Raw genomic sequence first — 12,427 nt, 5'->3', positions numbered from 1 at the left:
GGGACTATCCGGTCGGGGACGGCGGCCACCGCGGTCACGCGGCGGTAGTGGGTCGGAGGGCGCGGCGGGCGTGCCGGGGCTCAGCCTTGGTGGCCTGCTCCTGGCGCTGCCGGCGGCTGCCCCGGCCGAAGTCGCGCTTGGCGCGCTCCTGCCGGTAGGCCGTCTCTGCCTGGACTGACTCGAGAGTGGTGAACATGATGTCCCTCCCTTCAGACGTTCTTGGTGAACAGGTGGACGATGCTGCGGCGGGTGCCCGGCTTGCGGGCGGTCCGGCGGTAGTCGCGGGTGAGGCGCTCCCTGCGGTAGCTGACCTCTGCCTTGACCGAGTCGTTCGTGAACATCTGGATGCCTCCTGGCTGGTGTTTCTTCGACTCCTTGTCGATGTCCCTAATCTGCTCTTCTGAGGAGGACCGGCACATCGGAACTAGTCCCTATCCAGGGCCTCCAGGCGCCTACTAGGTACTCCGGCAGGCCCTAGGTAGTCCCGGGAAAAGCAGCGCGGCCGAGACCCGGGAGGGGGACTCGGCCGCGCTGGTCAGAGGGGACAGGTGGTGGTCGGGCGCTCACATCGCGTGCCTGGCCCGAACCGGCTGGATGCAGGGCGTAGGCGTCACCGGCTTCCTAGGCGTGCGCTTGAACCACAGCGGACGCTGGTAGTCCCGCTTGAGCCGCTCCTGGCGGTAGGAGATCTCCGCTTGGAGTGCTGGCATGGAGAGATAGAACATGGTGTCCTCCGGGAGCTTTAGTCGATGCCACGACTCTCCTCGCCTGAGGAGGAGACCCACATCAGTACTACTCCCTATGCGCTGCCTACAGACCCCTTAGATAGGCCTCTAGCTCGTCCCTAGTGGGTGCAGTGGCCGGTCCCCGCCGCGTGACCGCAAGGGCCGCCGCCGCGTTCGCCCGACGGGCTGCTTCGGCCGGTTCCTTGCCCTGGGCAATGCCGGCGAGGAATGCCCCGGCATGAGCATCTCCAGCCCCATTGAGGTCCACAGCCTGTACTGCGAACCCGTAGACCTGCGTGACGTCCTGACCCCGTACTGCGAGCACGCACCCACCCGGGCCCGTCCGGACGAGCACATCGGCCCGGCACGTTCTCCGCCGTACTGCGCGAGCCGCGTCGGCCGGGTCGGCCAGGCCGGTCAGCATGGTGGCCTCGGCGGCGTTGGAGCTCCACCAGTCGACCCGGTCGAGCACTGCCTCCAGGGCGTGCCCGGGGATCTCGGAGACGAGTGGTCCCGGGTCGAAGAAGACCTCGACGTCTTCGGGCAGCTTGGTGAGCCAGGGGATGAGCGCGGCCCGGTTGGAGTCGTGCAGCAGGCTGTACCCGGACAGGTACACGAGGTCGTCGTCTCTGGGCGCCGGTAGCTCGTCGCCGGTGAGAGTTGCCTCGGCGCCCCGACTGGTGACGAAGGTGCGTTCGCCGGTCGGGTCGACGAGGGTGACGACGAAGCCGGTGTCCAGATCCTCCCTTGCCGGGTGCAACCACTTGATGCCCGCCGCGGCGAGGGCTTCGCGGGCCTGGGTTCCGAAGGGGCCGGTGCCATGCGCACCGGCGTACAGGGTGGGGAGGCCTTGGCGGACGGCTGCGGCCATCACGTTGAAGCCGCCGCCGGGGGTGGTCGTCGTGCTGGAGGCGATGACGTCGCCGCCGCGAGCCGGGAGGTCGCCGACCGTCAGGACGAGGTCGATGACGACGTTGCCCAGGTGGAGGAGTCTCATCCGGTCCGGACCCTCAGGAGCTGGGCCGCGAGCTGGTCGAGCTCCAGGTTGTTGACTTCGGCAACGGTGGTACGGGCGGCGGCGGGGAAGGCGTCGAGGCCGTGGCAGGCGCCCGCGACGGCGCCGGCGATCGCGGCGATGGTGTCGGTGTCGCCACCGGTCGAGGCGGCCAGGCGGACGGCGAGCCAGGGGTCGTCGGGGTAGGCGGCGAGGACGGCGAACGCGGCCGGTACCGATTCCTGGCTGGCCAGGCTGGTACCGACCAGGTCGTAGAGAAGTGCAGACACGGCGCCCGGCCGAGGAGGGGTGTTGCCAGGCGCCGTGTCGATCAGGGAGGTGGCCCACTTGATGCGGGTGGCAACATCCGCACCGGCCACCCAATGGCCACTCGTCGAAGCTTTGGTCGCGGCCGCGATGGCGAGCGAGGTCGCTTCGGGGATGGTCGCGCCGTCGATGCCCGCACTCACCGCGGCCGCGACGGCGGCGGCGGCGGAGAGCGCGAGCCCGGTGTTGTGGGTTGCCGCGCTCGCGGCGATCACGCGCTCGAGCAGGAGGTCGAGGTCATCGGAGGGAGTCGCGATGCCGACCGGGGTGATCCGCATCGCGGCGCCGTTGGTGGTCCCGTAGCGCCCGGTCTCGTCGATGTCCTTGCCCTGCAGCAATTCCTCGATCGCCTGCTTGGTCGACGGCCCGAGCAGATCGAGCGACCCGCGCGCCCGCATCCCGTCCTCCCACTCCACCAACCTGTGCGCAAGCTCCCGCCCGTCGACCTTCCCGCCACCTGCCACCACCAAATGTCCGAGCAACACGGCCTGCTCGGTGTCATCGGTGATCGCCCCAGCCGGCATCCCGGCGGCCAGCGGCTGGTCGTCAGGCGCTGGGTGGAATCCGTCGATCACCTCGCCGTATCTGGCGACGATGAGGGCCCTAGGCAAGGACTGTGTGGGCATCCCGAGCGCGTCGCCGATAGCCAACCCGTACAACGCGCCCGCGGCGCGCGAGGCGGTCATGTCGCCGATCCGCTGTAGTTGAGGTTCAGCTCGAAATGGGTGGGATCGAGGAGGCTGTCGACCTGCTCGGCGAAGCGGTTGTCGGTGGTGAAGCTGACTCGGCGGGTGTGCAGGAACCAGGTGCCTTCGGGGCGGTCCAGGAGGATGGCTTCCTCGGGGTCGAGCGGGCGGCCGCGGAGGCGTTGCTCGCCGTGGTCCAGGTGCAGGCCGGCCCGGCTGAGGGTGGCGGTGATGGAGTTGTCGTCCAGGCCGCGTTCGGGCAGGTCGCGGAGCACGTCCAGGGCCGGGATGCAGCTGCGCTCGATCGAGATCGCCTCGCCGCCGACGATCACCCGCAGACGCTGGATCACGATCACGTCGGGGGAGTCCAGGCCGAGTCGCTCGGCGAGTTCGTGGTCCTGCTCGTGGGCCAGGCGCAGCATCTGGACCCGCGTCTCGACGCCCTGCTGGGCCAGCGCGTGCGTCCAGCCGAGCCGGTCGTCCAGCGGCCGTCCGTCGAACAACACGAACGACCCCTTGCCCGTCCGGGTGGTGATCAGCCCGTCCTCGCTCAGTACGGCGAGCGCCGAGCGGACCGTGTTCCGGCTGACCGCGAACCTCTTCGCGAGCTCCACCTCACCGGGCAGTTGATCGCCGTGCCCGACCCGGCCCGAGCGGATCTCCCGGGCCAGGATGGACGCGATCCGCTCGTGTTTGAGATTCACCCCACGGATCACTGGTTCTGCTTCCGCACTTCTTCGGCCGTCACGACCTCGAGCATCGGCGCGTAGAGCCGCATGAGGTCCAGCGCCTTCTGATGACTCGCCTCATCCACACCGGCACAGGCATCGGCGACGACCTGGACCTGTACGCCGGCATCGACCGCCGCTAAGGCAGTCGTCAGAACGCAGCAGTCAGTCGTGACGCCGGACAACACCAGCTGCCCACCCGGCCCGACGGCCTCGGCCAGCTCAGGCCCCCACTTGCCGAATGTCGTCTTGTCGAGCGTCGGCGCGCCCTGGAACTCCTCCACCAGTTGATAGGCGTAGGAGTCCGGCGGCTGCAACGCGAACGGCCACTGTTCGTAGTACGGGATCCAGGACCCGGTCGGCTGCGCAGGGGCGACGAAGCGGGTGAAGACGACGGTCGGTATGAGCTTGATGAGCTCCTGCGTCGGCTCGATCACGCGCCGGAAGTCCGGCGTGGCCCAGCCGCTCTCGGGCTCCGCGAAGATCCGTTGCAGGTCGATCAGGACGAGGACGGGCGCCATCAGGCCGTCGCCTCCTGGGCCCGCACTTGCGGCCGGGCGACGAAGTACTGGACCAGGAACCCGAGGACGAGCGCGAACAGGACGCCGAGGTTCGCGAACGCCCACGCGCCTTCCTTGCCCCCGAGACCCAGCGGGCCGAGCAGGTAGCCCTGCCAGGTCAGCCAGCTGGCGAGCGCGTTGGTTACCAGTCCCCAGCCGATCGCGGTGGCGATCACCAATGTTGCTATCGGCAACAACTTCACATCCCCGTACCGGCCGCGCGGGTCGAACAGCTCGGCCTCGGCGTAGTCGCGCCGGCGCGACGCGATGTCGGCCAGCATGATGCCGCACCAGGCCGCCACCGGGACGCCGAGAGTGATCAGGAAGCCCTGGAACTGGGCGAGGAAGTTGTCGCTGGAGAAGAACACCACGTAGACGGTGCCGGCGATCATCACGATGCCGTCGATGAAGGCCGCGACGTAGCGCGGTGCAGGCAGGCCGACCGACAGCAGCGCGAGGCCGGACGAGTAGATGTCCAGGACCGCGCCGCCCACCAGGCCGAGCACCGCCACGATCACGAACGGCACCAGGAACCAGGTCGGCAACGCCTCGGCCAGCGCGCCGATAGGGTCGCCGGCGATCGCAGTATTGAGGTCTTTGGAGGACCCGGCGAGCAGCAGCCCGAAGGCCAGGAGCACAACCGGGGCGATCGAGGAGCCGAAGGTCGTCCAGCCGACCACGCCCCGGCTGGACGAAGTACGGGGGAGGTAGCGGGAGTAGTCGGCGGCCGCGTTCACCCAGCCGAGGCCGAAACCGGTCATCAGGAAGACCAGCGCGCCGAGCACCGCCTGGCTCGAACCGCTCGGCAGCGCGGTGACGGCGCTCCAGTGGACCTGGTCGGCGACGAGCGCGATGTAGACGACGGTCAGTACGCCGGTGATGATCGTGATGACCGTCTGGGCCCGCATGATCAGGTCGAAGCCGAGGACGCCGCACGCGACCGTCAGGGTGCCGACGACGACCAGCGCGATCACCTTGGTGATGTCGCCGCCGCCCCAGCCGAGCCGCTCGAACACGGTCGCCGTCGCGAGCGTCGCGAGGATGGTCAGCACGGTCTCCCAGCCGACCGTCAGCAGCCAGCTCACCAGCGAGGGGAGTTTGTTGCCGCGGACACCGAACGCCGCCCGGCTCAGCACCAGCGTCGGCGCCGATCCGCGCTTGCCGGCCAGCGCGATCAGCCCGCAGAGCAGGAAGGAGAAGACGATCCCGAGCACGCCCGCGATTACCGCCTGCCAGAACGAGATCCCGAAACCGAGAGCGAAGGCGCCGTAGCTGAGCCCGAGGACCGAGACGTTCGCCCCGAACCACGGCCAGAACAGCTGCCGCGGCGTGCCCTTGCGGTCGACGTCGTCGATCACGTTCAGGCCGTTGCTCTCGACCGAGAACGCCCGCCCTTCGACACCAGCTGGAGACTGGCCCGTCATCCGCAATTGATCGGTCATCCGCGCTCCCACCCGAAATGAACCTGTCCAGTCCTGTCCAGTTCACGGTAGGTCGGCGGTGCGGCCCGGTCAAGGCGCGGTTTGACCTAGAGCGCCGTCTAGGCCCTAGCGTCGGGATCCCTAGCGGAGGAGACAGCTGTGCAGAGGTTCGAGAACAAGGTCGCTTTCGTGACCGGGGCTGCCCACGGCATCGGGCGAGCGACCGTACTGCGGCTCGCAGCGGAGGGCGCCTCAGTCGGAGCAGCCGACATCGATGCCGAGGGGACCGCCTCGGTCGTCGACGAGGTCACCGGCGCCGGCGGGTCGGCCCTGGCGGTGGCTTGCGACATCACCGACACGGCCTCGGTCGACGCGGCGGTGGCGGCGACCGTCGAGCGGTTCGGGCGGCTCGACGTACTGGCGAACGTCGCCGGTCACAACCTCGCGCTCGAGGGGACCGAGCCGGCTGAGGCGCAGTGGGGCCGGCAGTACGACTTCACCTTCACCGGAGCGACTCGCTGCATCCAGGCCTCGCTACCGCATCTGATCGAGTCCCGTGGGTCCGTAGTCCTGGTCGGCTCGATCAGTGGACAGGTAGCGCTCGGTACTGCGCCCTACGCCGCCGCGAAGGCCGCGCTGGCCAACCTGGTGCGCAACCTCGCCTCCGATCACAGGCCGCGAGGTGTGCGCTTCAACGTGGTGGCTCCTGCGACGGTGGCGACGGACCGGTTCATCGGCAAAGAGGCGCTGCTGGAGGAACTGAAGGCGATCTACCCGCTCGGCCGGGTCGGCAAGGCCGAGGATGTGGCGGCAGCGATCGCTTTCCTCGCCTCCGACGATGCTTCGTGGATCACCGGCATCACGCTTCCAGTGGAGGGTGGGCTGACGGCAGGACCGGGTCACTTGCTCAATCTGCTGTGATGGACCTATGTCGAACAGTGCACCTGTAGACGGATTCTCACTGGCCTACGACCGTTCGGGAGAGGGGCCGGCGGTTGTACTGCTGCACGGCTGGCCCGGCGACCGGACCGACTACCGGCGACTGGTGCCGTTGCTGGTGGAGCAGGGGCACGAGGTCGTAGTACCGGATCTGCGCGGCTTCGGGGAGTCGGATAAGCACATGGCCGACCCCGCTGCGCAGTACGGGGTCGCTGGGCAGGCGCGGAGCGTGCTGGGGCTGATCGAGGAGTTGGGGCTCGAGCGGCCGGTACTGGCCGGGTACGACGTCGGCAGCCGGATCGCCCAGGGGATCGCGCGTAGCCATCCGGAGTTGGTGGATGGGCTGGTGGTCGCGCCGCCGCTGCCGGGGATCGGGAAGCGGGTGTTCTCGGAGCGGGCGCAGGCGGAGTTCTGGTACCAGGCCTTCCACAAGCTGCCGGTGATCGAGCAACTGGTCGACGGGCAGCCTGACGCAGTACGGGCGTATCTGCAGCACTTCTGGACGCACTGGTCGGGGCCGGGCTTCGTACCCGAGCTGGATCACCTGGTGGAGGCGTACTCGGCGCCGGGTGCGTTCACTGCCTCCCTCAACTGGTACCGGGCGGGTGCGGGGTCGGTGGCGACCTCGGCCGCGGAGACGGCCCCGGCGTCGTACGACCGGATCGGCGTACCGACGGTGGTGCTGTGGCCGGAGTTCGACCCGCTGTTCCCGCGGGCCTGGTCGGACCGGCTCGACGACTTCTTCAGCGACGTCCGGCTGCGGCTGGTCGACGGAGTCGGGCACTACGCGCCGCTGGAATACCCGGAGACCTTCGCGGAAGAGATTGTCGGACTAGGCTGACGCCCATGCCTGACAGTCCTGTCCATCTGCCGACGCCGACGGTGCGACCGGTCGTGGGCGCGCTGGCGAAGCTTGCGCCCGAGCCGGTGCGGTATCTGCTGAACTGGGGCCGCAAGTACTCGCTCTGGGTCTTCAACTTCGGGCTCGCCTGCTGCGCGATCGAGTTCATCGCGGCGTCGATGGGCCGGCACGACTTCATCCGGCTCGGCGTGATCCCGTTCGCGCCCGGCCCGCGGCAGGCCGACCTGATGGTCGTCTCGGGCACGGTGACGGACAAGATGGCGCCCGCGATCAAGCGGCTCTACGACCAGATGCCCGAGCCGAAGTACGTGATCTCGTTCGGCTCCTGCTCCAACTCGGGCGGGCCGTACTGGGACTCGTACTGCGTCACGAAGGGTGTCGACCAGATCATCCCGGTCGACGTCTACGTGCCCGGCTGCCCGCCACGGCCGGAGGCGTTGCTGCAGGGCATCCTCAAACTGCAGGAGAAGATCGCCGGCGAGAACGTCACCAGCCGGTACGAGCCGTCGCCGCAGTCCTTGACTCGCGGACTGGTCACTCCTCCGTCGGCTCCGTCGGCTTCTCGGGCTTCCGGGGTGGAGTCGTGAGTGATGACGTGATCAGCGCGCTGACCGAGGCGGGGATCGCGGCGACCAAGGCGGACAGCTTCGGCCCGGAGACGATCGACGTCCCGGCCGAGTCGTGGATCGCGGCGCACGAGGTGCTGCGCGATGAGGTCGGGCTGACCTTCTTCGACTTCCTGACCGCGAGCGACGAGCTCACCGACGGGTTCCGGGTGGTGACGCACCTGGCCGATTTCTGGGGTGGGGCACACGTCGACCACCTGATCGTGCGGACGCTGATCCCGCGGGCGCAACCTTCGCTGGCGACGCTGTCGGGTCTGTACGCCGGCGCGAACTGGCATGAGCGCGAGACCTTCGAGATGTTCGGCATCACCTTCGACGACCACCCCAACCTGATTCCGCTGCTGCTCCCCGACGGCTTCGAAGGCAACCCGCTGCGCAAGGAGTTCGTCCTCGCCTCCCGGGTCGCCAAGCCCTGGCCGGGCGCCAAGGAGCCAGGCGAATCCGACCACGCCCCAAAGGCCGGCCCCCCCAAAGCCGGCGCCCCGAGCCGCCGCCGCACGCTCCCCCCGGGCGTCCCCGATCCCGAGTCATGGGGCCCGCGCCAGCCGGGTTCCCCCGACCCGGACCCCTTGGCCCCCGCCCTCTCAGCCGCAACCCCAGCCCGCCCCCGCCGAGCCGCAGGCGAGCGACGTACGGCCAAACAACCCGAACCACCCACCCCAGAGCCCCCCGCCACGACCTAGACGGCTGGCCCCAACCCCGCTGACCTTCAGGCGAGTTCGAGCCGCTCCAGCCGCTGCCCGGTGATGGCTGCGATCAGGTCGAAGTCCTTGTCGAGGTGCAGGACGATCAAGCCGGCGAGTTCGGCGGTTGCGGCGATCAGCAGGTCCGGCACCGATGGCGCACGATGTTGCCCGCTGGCAGCGAGCATCGCCTGGATGGCAACCGCCCGCCGTTCAATCGCCGGTGTTGCATTCTCGACGGGCATCGACGACACCGGAGGGTGTTGCAGCGCCAGTCGGTGCTCCTCGACCGTCCGGGCGGAGAAGCCGACCTCAAGCAGGGTGACGGTCGCGATGTGTACCAGCCCGCGATCGATCCGGCTCGCCCACTCATCAACCGCCGGGCTGTTTCCCAGCCGTACCAGCGCCGACTTGTCGACCAGCCAGCGTCGGGTCTCGCCTTTCGGCGTCACGACCAGGCCTGGTCCATGACGTCGGGATCGGCCAGATCCCGGGCTGTCTGCGAGAAGCGCTTAAGGTCGGCCGCGGTCACCGGGTCGTCGCTTCGGCCGGCATCCTGGCTGAGTTGACGGCGGAGGTACTCGCTCCGCGACAGACCGAGATGACTGGCCCGGTGGTCGATCACCGCGAGAACCTCATCGGGTACATCGCGAATCAGTACGTCGCTCATGACCAGTCTCCCTTTCGCCTGATATCCCATGATATCAGGCGGGTTCGGGCGTGGCTGGAAGCTGCGCGACCGCGGTGGTCGGTCAGGCGCGGAACTCGTCGGCGTGTTCTTCGGCCCAGTCGCGGTAGGTCAGGGCGGGGCGGTCCAGGAGGGTTTTGAGGGTGGGGAGCACTGGTTCGGGGTTGGTGATGAGGGAGCTCCAGTAGGTTGTCGAGCTTTTGGCGAGGATCGGGTCGGCGCCTTGGGCGAGCATTGCCTGCTCGGCCTCGGCTGGGGAGATCTCCTCGATGCGGAGTGGCTTGTCGAGGACGTCGGCCAGGATCGCTATCTGCTCGGCCAGCGTGACGACCTCCGGACCGGTCAGTGCGTATTTCTGGCCGATGTGCTTGTCGTTCAGGAGAGCCTGTACTGCGATCTCGGCGATGTCGCGTTCATGGATCACGGACCGCCCGGCCTGCGGGGACGGTGTCCGTACTACGTCGCCGGTGCGGATGTCCTCCGCCCACTCCTGGCTGTTCACCATGAACCCGCCCGCCCGGAGGAAGGTCCAGTCGGTGTCGGCCAGCAGTACCTCGATCTCACCCCAGACTCCACTGGCGGCGGGGTTCTCGTCGCTGACGTTCAGCGCCGAGAGGTAGACGATCCGGGACACCTGCTTGGTCAGCGCGGCCACCACCTCCGCAGCGCCGTCCGCACTGAAGGCCGGCCACAACAGGAACGCCGCGTCCACCTCACTCGCAGCCCGCTCCACCGCGGCCGGGTCGTAGATGTCGCCCTGTGCCACCTCGACCTTCGCCGGCAATCCAGCCGCCGCCGGGTTGCGGACCAGCGCCCGCACTCCCACCCCTGCCTCCAGCAGGCCCTGTACTACGTGACGCCCAACGCGCCCGGTCGCGCCCGTGACGAGGATCGTCGTCATCAACAACTCCTTGGTTCGGTTATTTCTCCCCACCCTGCGACCTCAACAATGGTTCAGGTCAAACCGCACCGTGGGAAGGGCCGCTGGGGGTCGACAGTAGATAGGCTGCCGCCATGCTCGAGTTCGTGGTGCGCGTTGTGGGGGTGCTGGTCGCGTTCCTCGTCGCGCCCTTGCTGGTCGGTCAGGCCGAGCACAAGGTGATGGCGCACATGCAGTCGCGCCTCGGGCCGATGTACGCCGGTGCGTTCCACGGGTGGGCGCAGTTGGTCGCCGACGGGGTGAAGTTCCTCCAGAAGGAGAGCGTCACTCCGGCCGCCGCGGACAAGCGCGTCTTCGAGTGGGCGCCGATCGTCGCGATCCTGCCGTACATGGCCGCGCTCGCCGCCATCCCACTCGCCCCGGGCATCGTCGGCGCCGACCTCGACTCCGGGCTGTTCTACGTGCTCGCGGTGATGAGCGTCGGCGTCCTCGGCTCGCTGATGGCCGGCTGGGCGAGCGGCAACAAGTACAGCCTGCTCGGCGGGCTCCGGGTCGCGGCGCAGTTGATGAGCTACGAGCTGCCCTTCGTACTGTCCGCGGCAAGCGTCGCGGTCGCGGCCGGCACGCTGAGCCTGACTGGGATCGTCGGCGTCTGGAACCCGTGGTGGCTGCTCTGGCAGCTGCCCGGCATGGTGGTGTTCTTCATCGCCGGGCTGGCCGAGCTGCAACGCCCGCCGTTCGACATGCCGGTCGCCGATTCCGAGGTGATCTTCGGGCCGTACACGGAGTACACCGGGCTCCGGTTCGCGCTGTTCCTGCTCGCGGAGTACGCCGGGATCGTCGTACTGGCCGGGCTCACCACGGTCCTGTACCTCGGGGGCTGGAGCGGGCCGGGGCCGGACAGCATCGGCTGGATCTGGACGGTGCTGAAGGTGGCCGCCGTGTCGGTGCTCGTCATCTGGATACGGGTGGCGTTCCCGCGGTTGCGTGCCGACCAACTGCAGAAGCTCGCCTGGCAAGGCCTCGTGCCGGTGGCGCTGATCCAGCTCGCGCTCACCGGCATCGGCGTCGTCATCTTCTACTAGGTCGTCATCTTCTCCTAAGGAGTCGCCAGCGCTTCGGTGGGCGACAGCCTGGACGCGCGGATCGCCGGGTAGAGCCCGGCCAGGCCGCCGATCACCAGCGTCGCCGCGATGCCGCCGGTCAGAGCCCAAACGGGGAGGACCGTCAGCCAGCCCTGGTACGACGCGTAGGCGGCGGTGACTCCGCTGCCCAGGATCGCCCCGCCGGCCCCGCCCAAAGCCGACAGCAGCAGGGACTCGGTCAGGAACTGCGTCCGCACCTGACCCCGAGTCGCTCCGAGAGACCTCCGCAGGCCGATCTCGGCGCGGCGCTCCAGGACCGAGATCACCATGATGTTGGCGACGCCGACGCCACCGACCAGCAGGGCGACCGCGCCGAGGCCGAGCAGCAGCCCGGTGAACGCCTCACCGGCCGCTTGCTTCGCCGCGAGTGCGTCGGAGGGGCGGGAGACGTCGACCTCGTTCGGCGCTTCGGGGTTGGCGGTGGCGCCGAGTACCTCGCGGACCGACTCGACCTGGGTGTCGGGCGAGCGGGTGTAGATCTTGGTCGGATGGCCGTCGAAGCTCAGGGTGGAAGCCGCCGCGGGCCAGCCGACCAGGGCGGCACTGTCCAGTTCCGGCGCGAGGGCGGCGGGCTCGAGGATGCCGAGCACGGTGAACCACTCGTCGCCGATGAGCACCTTGGTGTCCGCGCCGGACCGGCTGATCCCGAGGCGTTCCGCCGCCGCCGAGCCCAGCACGGTCGCGGGGTACGACCCGGTCGCCGCGTCGAGCCACCTGCCGCTACGGACCGTCGCTCCGATCGTGGCGAGCAGGTCGGCGCGTGCGGCGTAGGCGGCGATCCCGTTGGTCTGGATCGCCGGGATCTTGTCGCTGCGGTAGACCGATGCTCCGTCGACCCGCCCGATCGCCGACAGCGCCTCGACCGGCCCGATCCGCCGGACCATCGCCTCGGCGGTGAGCGGCAACTCCGCCTGCTCTCCGGTCAGCCGGGTCCCGGGCGCCACCGTCAGCAGGTTGGTGCCCAGAGCATCGAGCGTCTCGTCCAGCTCGGCCCGCGAAGACGCCGAGATCCCCACCACGGCCACCATCGCCGCAATCCCGATCGCGATCCCCAACGCCGAGAGAAACGCCCGCATCGGCCGGGTCCGCAGCCCGACCCCACCAACCCGAACCACATCCCCCACCCCCATCCGAGCGGGCCGCAGGCTGCGTCGGTCCCCACG

General features: G+C 69.1%; 17 protein-coding genes. 5 read left to right on the top strand and 12 right to left on the bottom strand.

From position 1 onward, the window contains the following. Window positions 1–34: 34 nt before the first annotated feature. From G3I17_RS32040 to G3I17_RS32010, 8 genes are all read right to left on the bottom strand, one after another. The gene (locus tag G3I17_RS32040) at window positions 35–196 is read right to left on the bottom strand and encodes a hypothetical protein (protein WP_164601620.1); all 162 of its coding nucleotides are present in this window, start codon (window positions 194–196) and stop codon (window positions 35–37) included. Window positions 197–209: 13 nt separating this feature from the next. Next, a complete protein-coding gene (locus G3I17_RS41820; protein WP_275402599.1) occupies window positions 210–341 on the bottom strand; it encodes a hypothetical protein in 132 nt (43 codons plus the stop codon). A gap of 222 nt (window positions 342–563) precedes the next feature. Next, entirely contained in the window at window positions 564–710 is a 147-nt protein-coding gene (locus tag G3I17_RS32035) for a hypothetical protein (protein ID WP_164601617.1), read from the bottom strand. Between the two features lie 100 nt (window positions 711–810). Continuing rightward, window positions 811–1,722 carry a PfkB family carbohydrate kinase gene (locus G3I17_RS32030; protein ID WP_164601615.1) on the bottom strand — a complete coding sequence of 304 codons (912 nt, stop codon included), beginning with the start codon at window positions 1,720–1,722 and terminating at the stop codon, window positions 811–813. Then, on the bottom strand, window positions 1,719–2,732 hold the full coding sequence (locus tag G3I17_RS32025; RefSeq protein WP_164601613.1) for an ADP-ribosylglycohydrolase family protein: 1,014 nt from the start codon (window positions 2,730–2,732) through the stop codon (window positions 1,719–1,721). The genes G3I17_RS32030 and G3I17_RS32025 overlap by 4 nt, the downstream gene beginning before the upstream one ends. Beyond that, window positions 2,729–3,436, bottom strand: coding sequence for a GntR family transcriptional regulator (locus G3I17_RS32020; protein ID WP_164601610.1), 708 nt, complete (start codon window positions 3,434–3,436; stop codon window positions 2,729–2,731). The genes G3I17_RS32025 and G3I17_RS32020 overlap by 4 nt, the downstream gene beginning before the upstream one ends. Window positions 3,437–3,444: 8 nt before the next feature. Further along, window positions 3,445–3,981, bottom strand: coding sequence for a cysteine hydrolase (locus G3I17_RS32015; protein WP_164601608.1), 537 nt, complete (start codon window positions 3,979–3,981; stop codon window positions 3,445–3,447). After that, window positions 3,981–5,444 (bottom strand): cytosine permease, encoded by a 1,464-nt coding sequence (locus G3I17_RS32010; protein ID WP_164601791.1) that lies wholly within the window; start codon window positions 5,442–5,444, stop codon window positions 3,981–3,983. The genes G3I17_RS32015 and G3I17_RS32010 overlap by 1 nt, the downstream gene beginning before the upstream one ends. A 156-nt stretch (window positions 5,445–5,600) precedes the next feature. On the opposite strand from G3I17_RS32010, the gene G3I17_RS32005 reads away from it, so the two are divergent. The 4 genes from G3I17_RS32005 to G3I17_RS31990 are packed head-to-tail and all read left to right on the top strand — an operon-like array spanning window position 5,601 to window position 8,551. Further along, window positions 5,601–6,362 (top strand): SDR family oxidoreductase, encoded by a 762-nt coding sequence (locus tag G3I17_RS32005; RefSeq protein ID WP_164601606.1) that lies wholly within the window; start codon window positions 5,601–5,603, stop codon window positions 6,360–6,362. A gap of 7 nt (window positions 6,363–6,369) precedes the next feature. Next, the gene (locus G3I17_RS32000; RefSeq protein ID WP_164601604.1) at window positions 6,370–7,221 is read left to right on the top strand and encodes an alpha/beta hydrolase; all 852 of its coding nucleotides are present in this window, start codon (window positions 6,370–6,372) and stop codon (window positions 7,219–7,221) included. 5 nt (window positions 7,222–7,226) lie between these two features. Beyond that, entirely contained in the window at window positions 7,227–7,829 is a 603-nt protein-coding gene (locus tag G3I17_RS31995; RefSeq protein ID WP_164601602.1) for an NADH-quinone oxidoreductase subunit B, read from the top strand. Next, on the top strand, window positions 7,826–8,551 hold the full coding sequence (locus G3I17_RS31990; RefSeq protein WP_164601600.1) for an NADH-quinone oxidoreductase subunit C: 726 nt from the start codon (window positions 7,826–7,828) through the stop codon (window positions 8,549–8,551). The genes G3I17_RS31995 and G3I17_RS31990 overlap by 4 nt, the downstream gene beginning before the upstream one ends. Window positions 8,552–8,577: 26 nt before the next feature. On the opposite strand, the gene G3I17_RS31985 is transcribed toward G3I17_RS31990, so the two are convergent. The 3 genes from G3I17_RS31985 to G3I17_RS31975 all read right to left on the bottom strand — a co-directional run bounded on the left by G3I17_RS31985 (window position 8,578) and on the right by G3I17_RS31975 (window position 10,140). Next, the gene (locus G3I17_RS31985) at window positions 8,578–9,003 is read right to left on the bottom strand and encodes a PIN domain nuclease (RefSeq protein WP_164601598.1); all 426 of its coding nucleotides are present in this window, start codon (window positions 9,001–9,003) and stop codon (window positions 8,578–8,580) included. Beyond that, complete coding sequence (locus tag G3I17_RS31980; protein ID WP_164601596.1) at window positions 9,000–9,221, bottom strand: antitoxin; 222 nt, start codon at window positions 9,219–9,221, stop codon at window positions 9,000–9,002. Before G3I17_RS31980 ends, G3I17_RS31985 begins: the two co-directional genes overlap by 4 nt. Before the next feature lie 82 nt (window positions 9,222–9,303). Beyond that, entirely contained in the window at window positions 9,304–10,140 is an 837-nt protein-coding gene (locus tag G3I17_RS31975) for an NAD(P)H-binding protein (protein ID WP_164601594.1), read from the bottom strand. Between the two features lie 113 nt (window positions 10,141–10,253). Here G3I17_RS31975 and G3I17_RS31970 point away from each other — a divergent pair, with 113 nt between their 5' ends. After that, complete coding sequence (locus tag G3I17_RS31970; protein ID WP_164601592.1) at window positions 10,254–11,204, top strand: complex I subunit 1 family protein; 951 nt, start codon at window positions 10,254–10,256, stop codon at window positions 11,202–11,204. A 14-nt stretch (window positions 11,205–11,218) separates the two neighbouring features. Here G3I17_RS31970 and G3I17_RS31965 read toward each other — a convergent pair whose 3' ends face one another. Next, complete coding sequence (locus tag G3I17_RS31965; protein WP_164601789.1) at window positions 11,219–12,394, bottom strand: ABC transporter permease; 1,176 nt, start codon at window positions 12,392–12,394, stop codon at window positions 11,219–11,221. Between the last annotated feature and the right edge of the window lie 33 nt (window positions 12,395–12,427).

The organism is Streptomyces sp. SID13031 (genome assembly GCF_010548305.1).
In the GTDB taxonomy this organism is placed as follows: domain Bacteria; phylum Actinomycetota; class Actinomycetes; order Propionibacteriales; family Kribbellaceae; genus Kribbella.
Note: the sequence above shows the minus strand (reverse complement) of the source record. Positions and strands in the feature narration are given on the sequence as shown.

Bases quoted from the DNA above. Each gene is read 5' to 3' on its own strand.
- G3I17_RS32000 (WP_164601604.1), top strand. From the start codon at position 6,370: ATGTCGAACAGTGCACCTGTAGACGGATTCTCACTGGCCTACGACCGT.
- G3I17_RS32025 (WP_164601613.1), bottom strand. From the start codon at position 2,732: ATGACCGCCTCGCGCGCCGCGGGCGCGTTGTACGGGTTGGCTATCGGC.
- G3I17_RS32030 (WP_164601615.1), bottom strand. From the start codon at position 1,722: ATGAGACTCCTCCACCTGGGCAACGTCGTCATCGACCTCGTCCTGACG.
- G3I17_RS31970 (WP_164601592.1), top strand. From the start codon at position 10,254: ATGCTCGAGTTCGTGGTGCGCGTTGTGGGGGTGCTGGTCGCGTTCCTC.
- G3I17_RS41820 (WP_275402599.1), bottom strand. From the start codon at position 341: ATGTTCACGAACGACTCGGTCAAGGCAGAGGTCAGCTACCGCAGGGAG.
- G3I17_RS31995 (WP_164601602.1), top strand. From the start codon at position 7,227: ATGCCTGACAGTCCTGTCCATCTGCCGACGCCGACGGTGCGACCGGTC.
- G3I17_RS31975 (WP_164601594.1), bottom strand. From the start codon at position 10,140: ATGACGACGATCCTCGTCACGGGCGCGACCGGGCGCGTTGGGCGTCAC.
- G3I17_RS31965 (WP_164601789.1), bottom strand. From the start codon at position 12,394: ATGGGGGTGGGGGATGTGGTTCGGGTTGGTGGGGTCGGGCTGCGGACC.
- G3I17_RS32015 (WP_164601608.1), bottom strand. From the start codon at position 3,981: ATGGCGCCCGTCCTCGTCCTGATCGACCTGCAACGGATCTTCGCGGAG.
- G3I17_RS31980 (WP_164601596.1), bottom strand. From the start codon at position 9,221: ATGAGCGACGTACTGATTCGCGATGTACCCGATGAGGTTCTCGCGGTG.
- G3I17_RS32040 (WP_164601620.1), bottom strand. From the start codon at position 196: ATGTTCACCACTCTCGAGTCAGTCCAGGCAGAGACGGCCTACCGGCAG.
- G3I17_RS32035 (WP_164601617.1), bottom strand. From the start codon at position 710: ATGCCAGCACTCCAAGCGGAGATCTCCTACCGCCAGGAGCGGCTCAAG.
- G3I17_RS32010 (WP_164601791.1), bottom strand. From the start codon at position 5,444: ATGACGGGCCAGTCTCCAGCTGGTGTCGAAGGGCGGGCGTTCTCGGTC.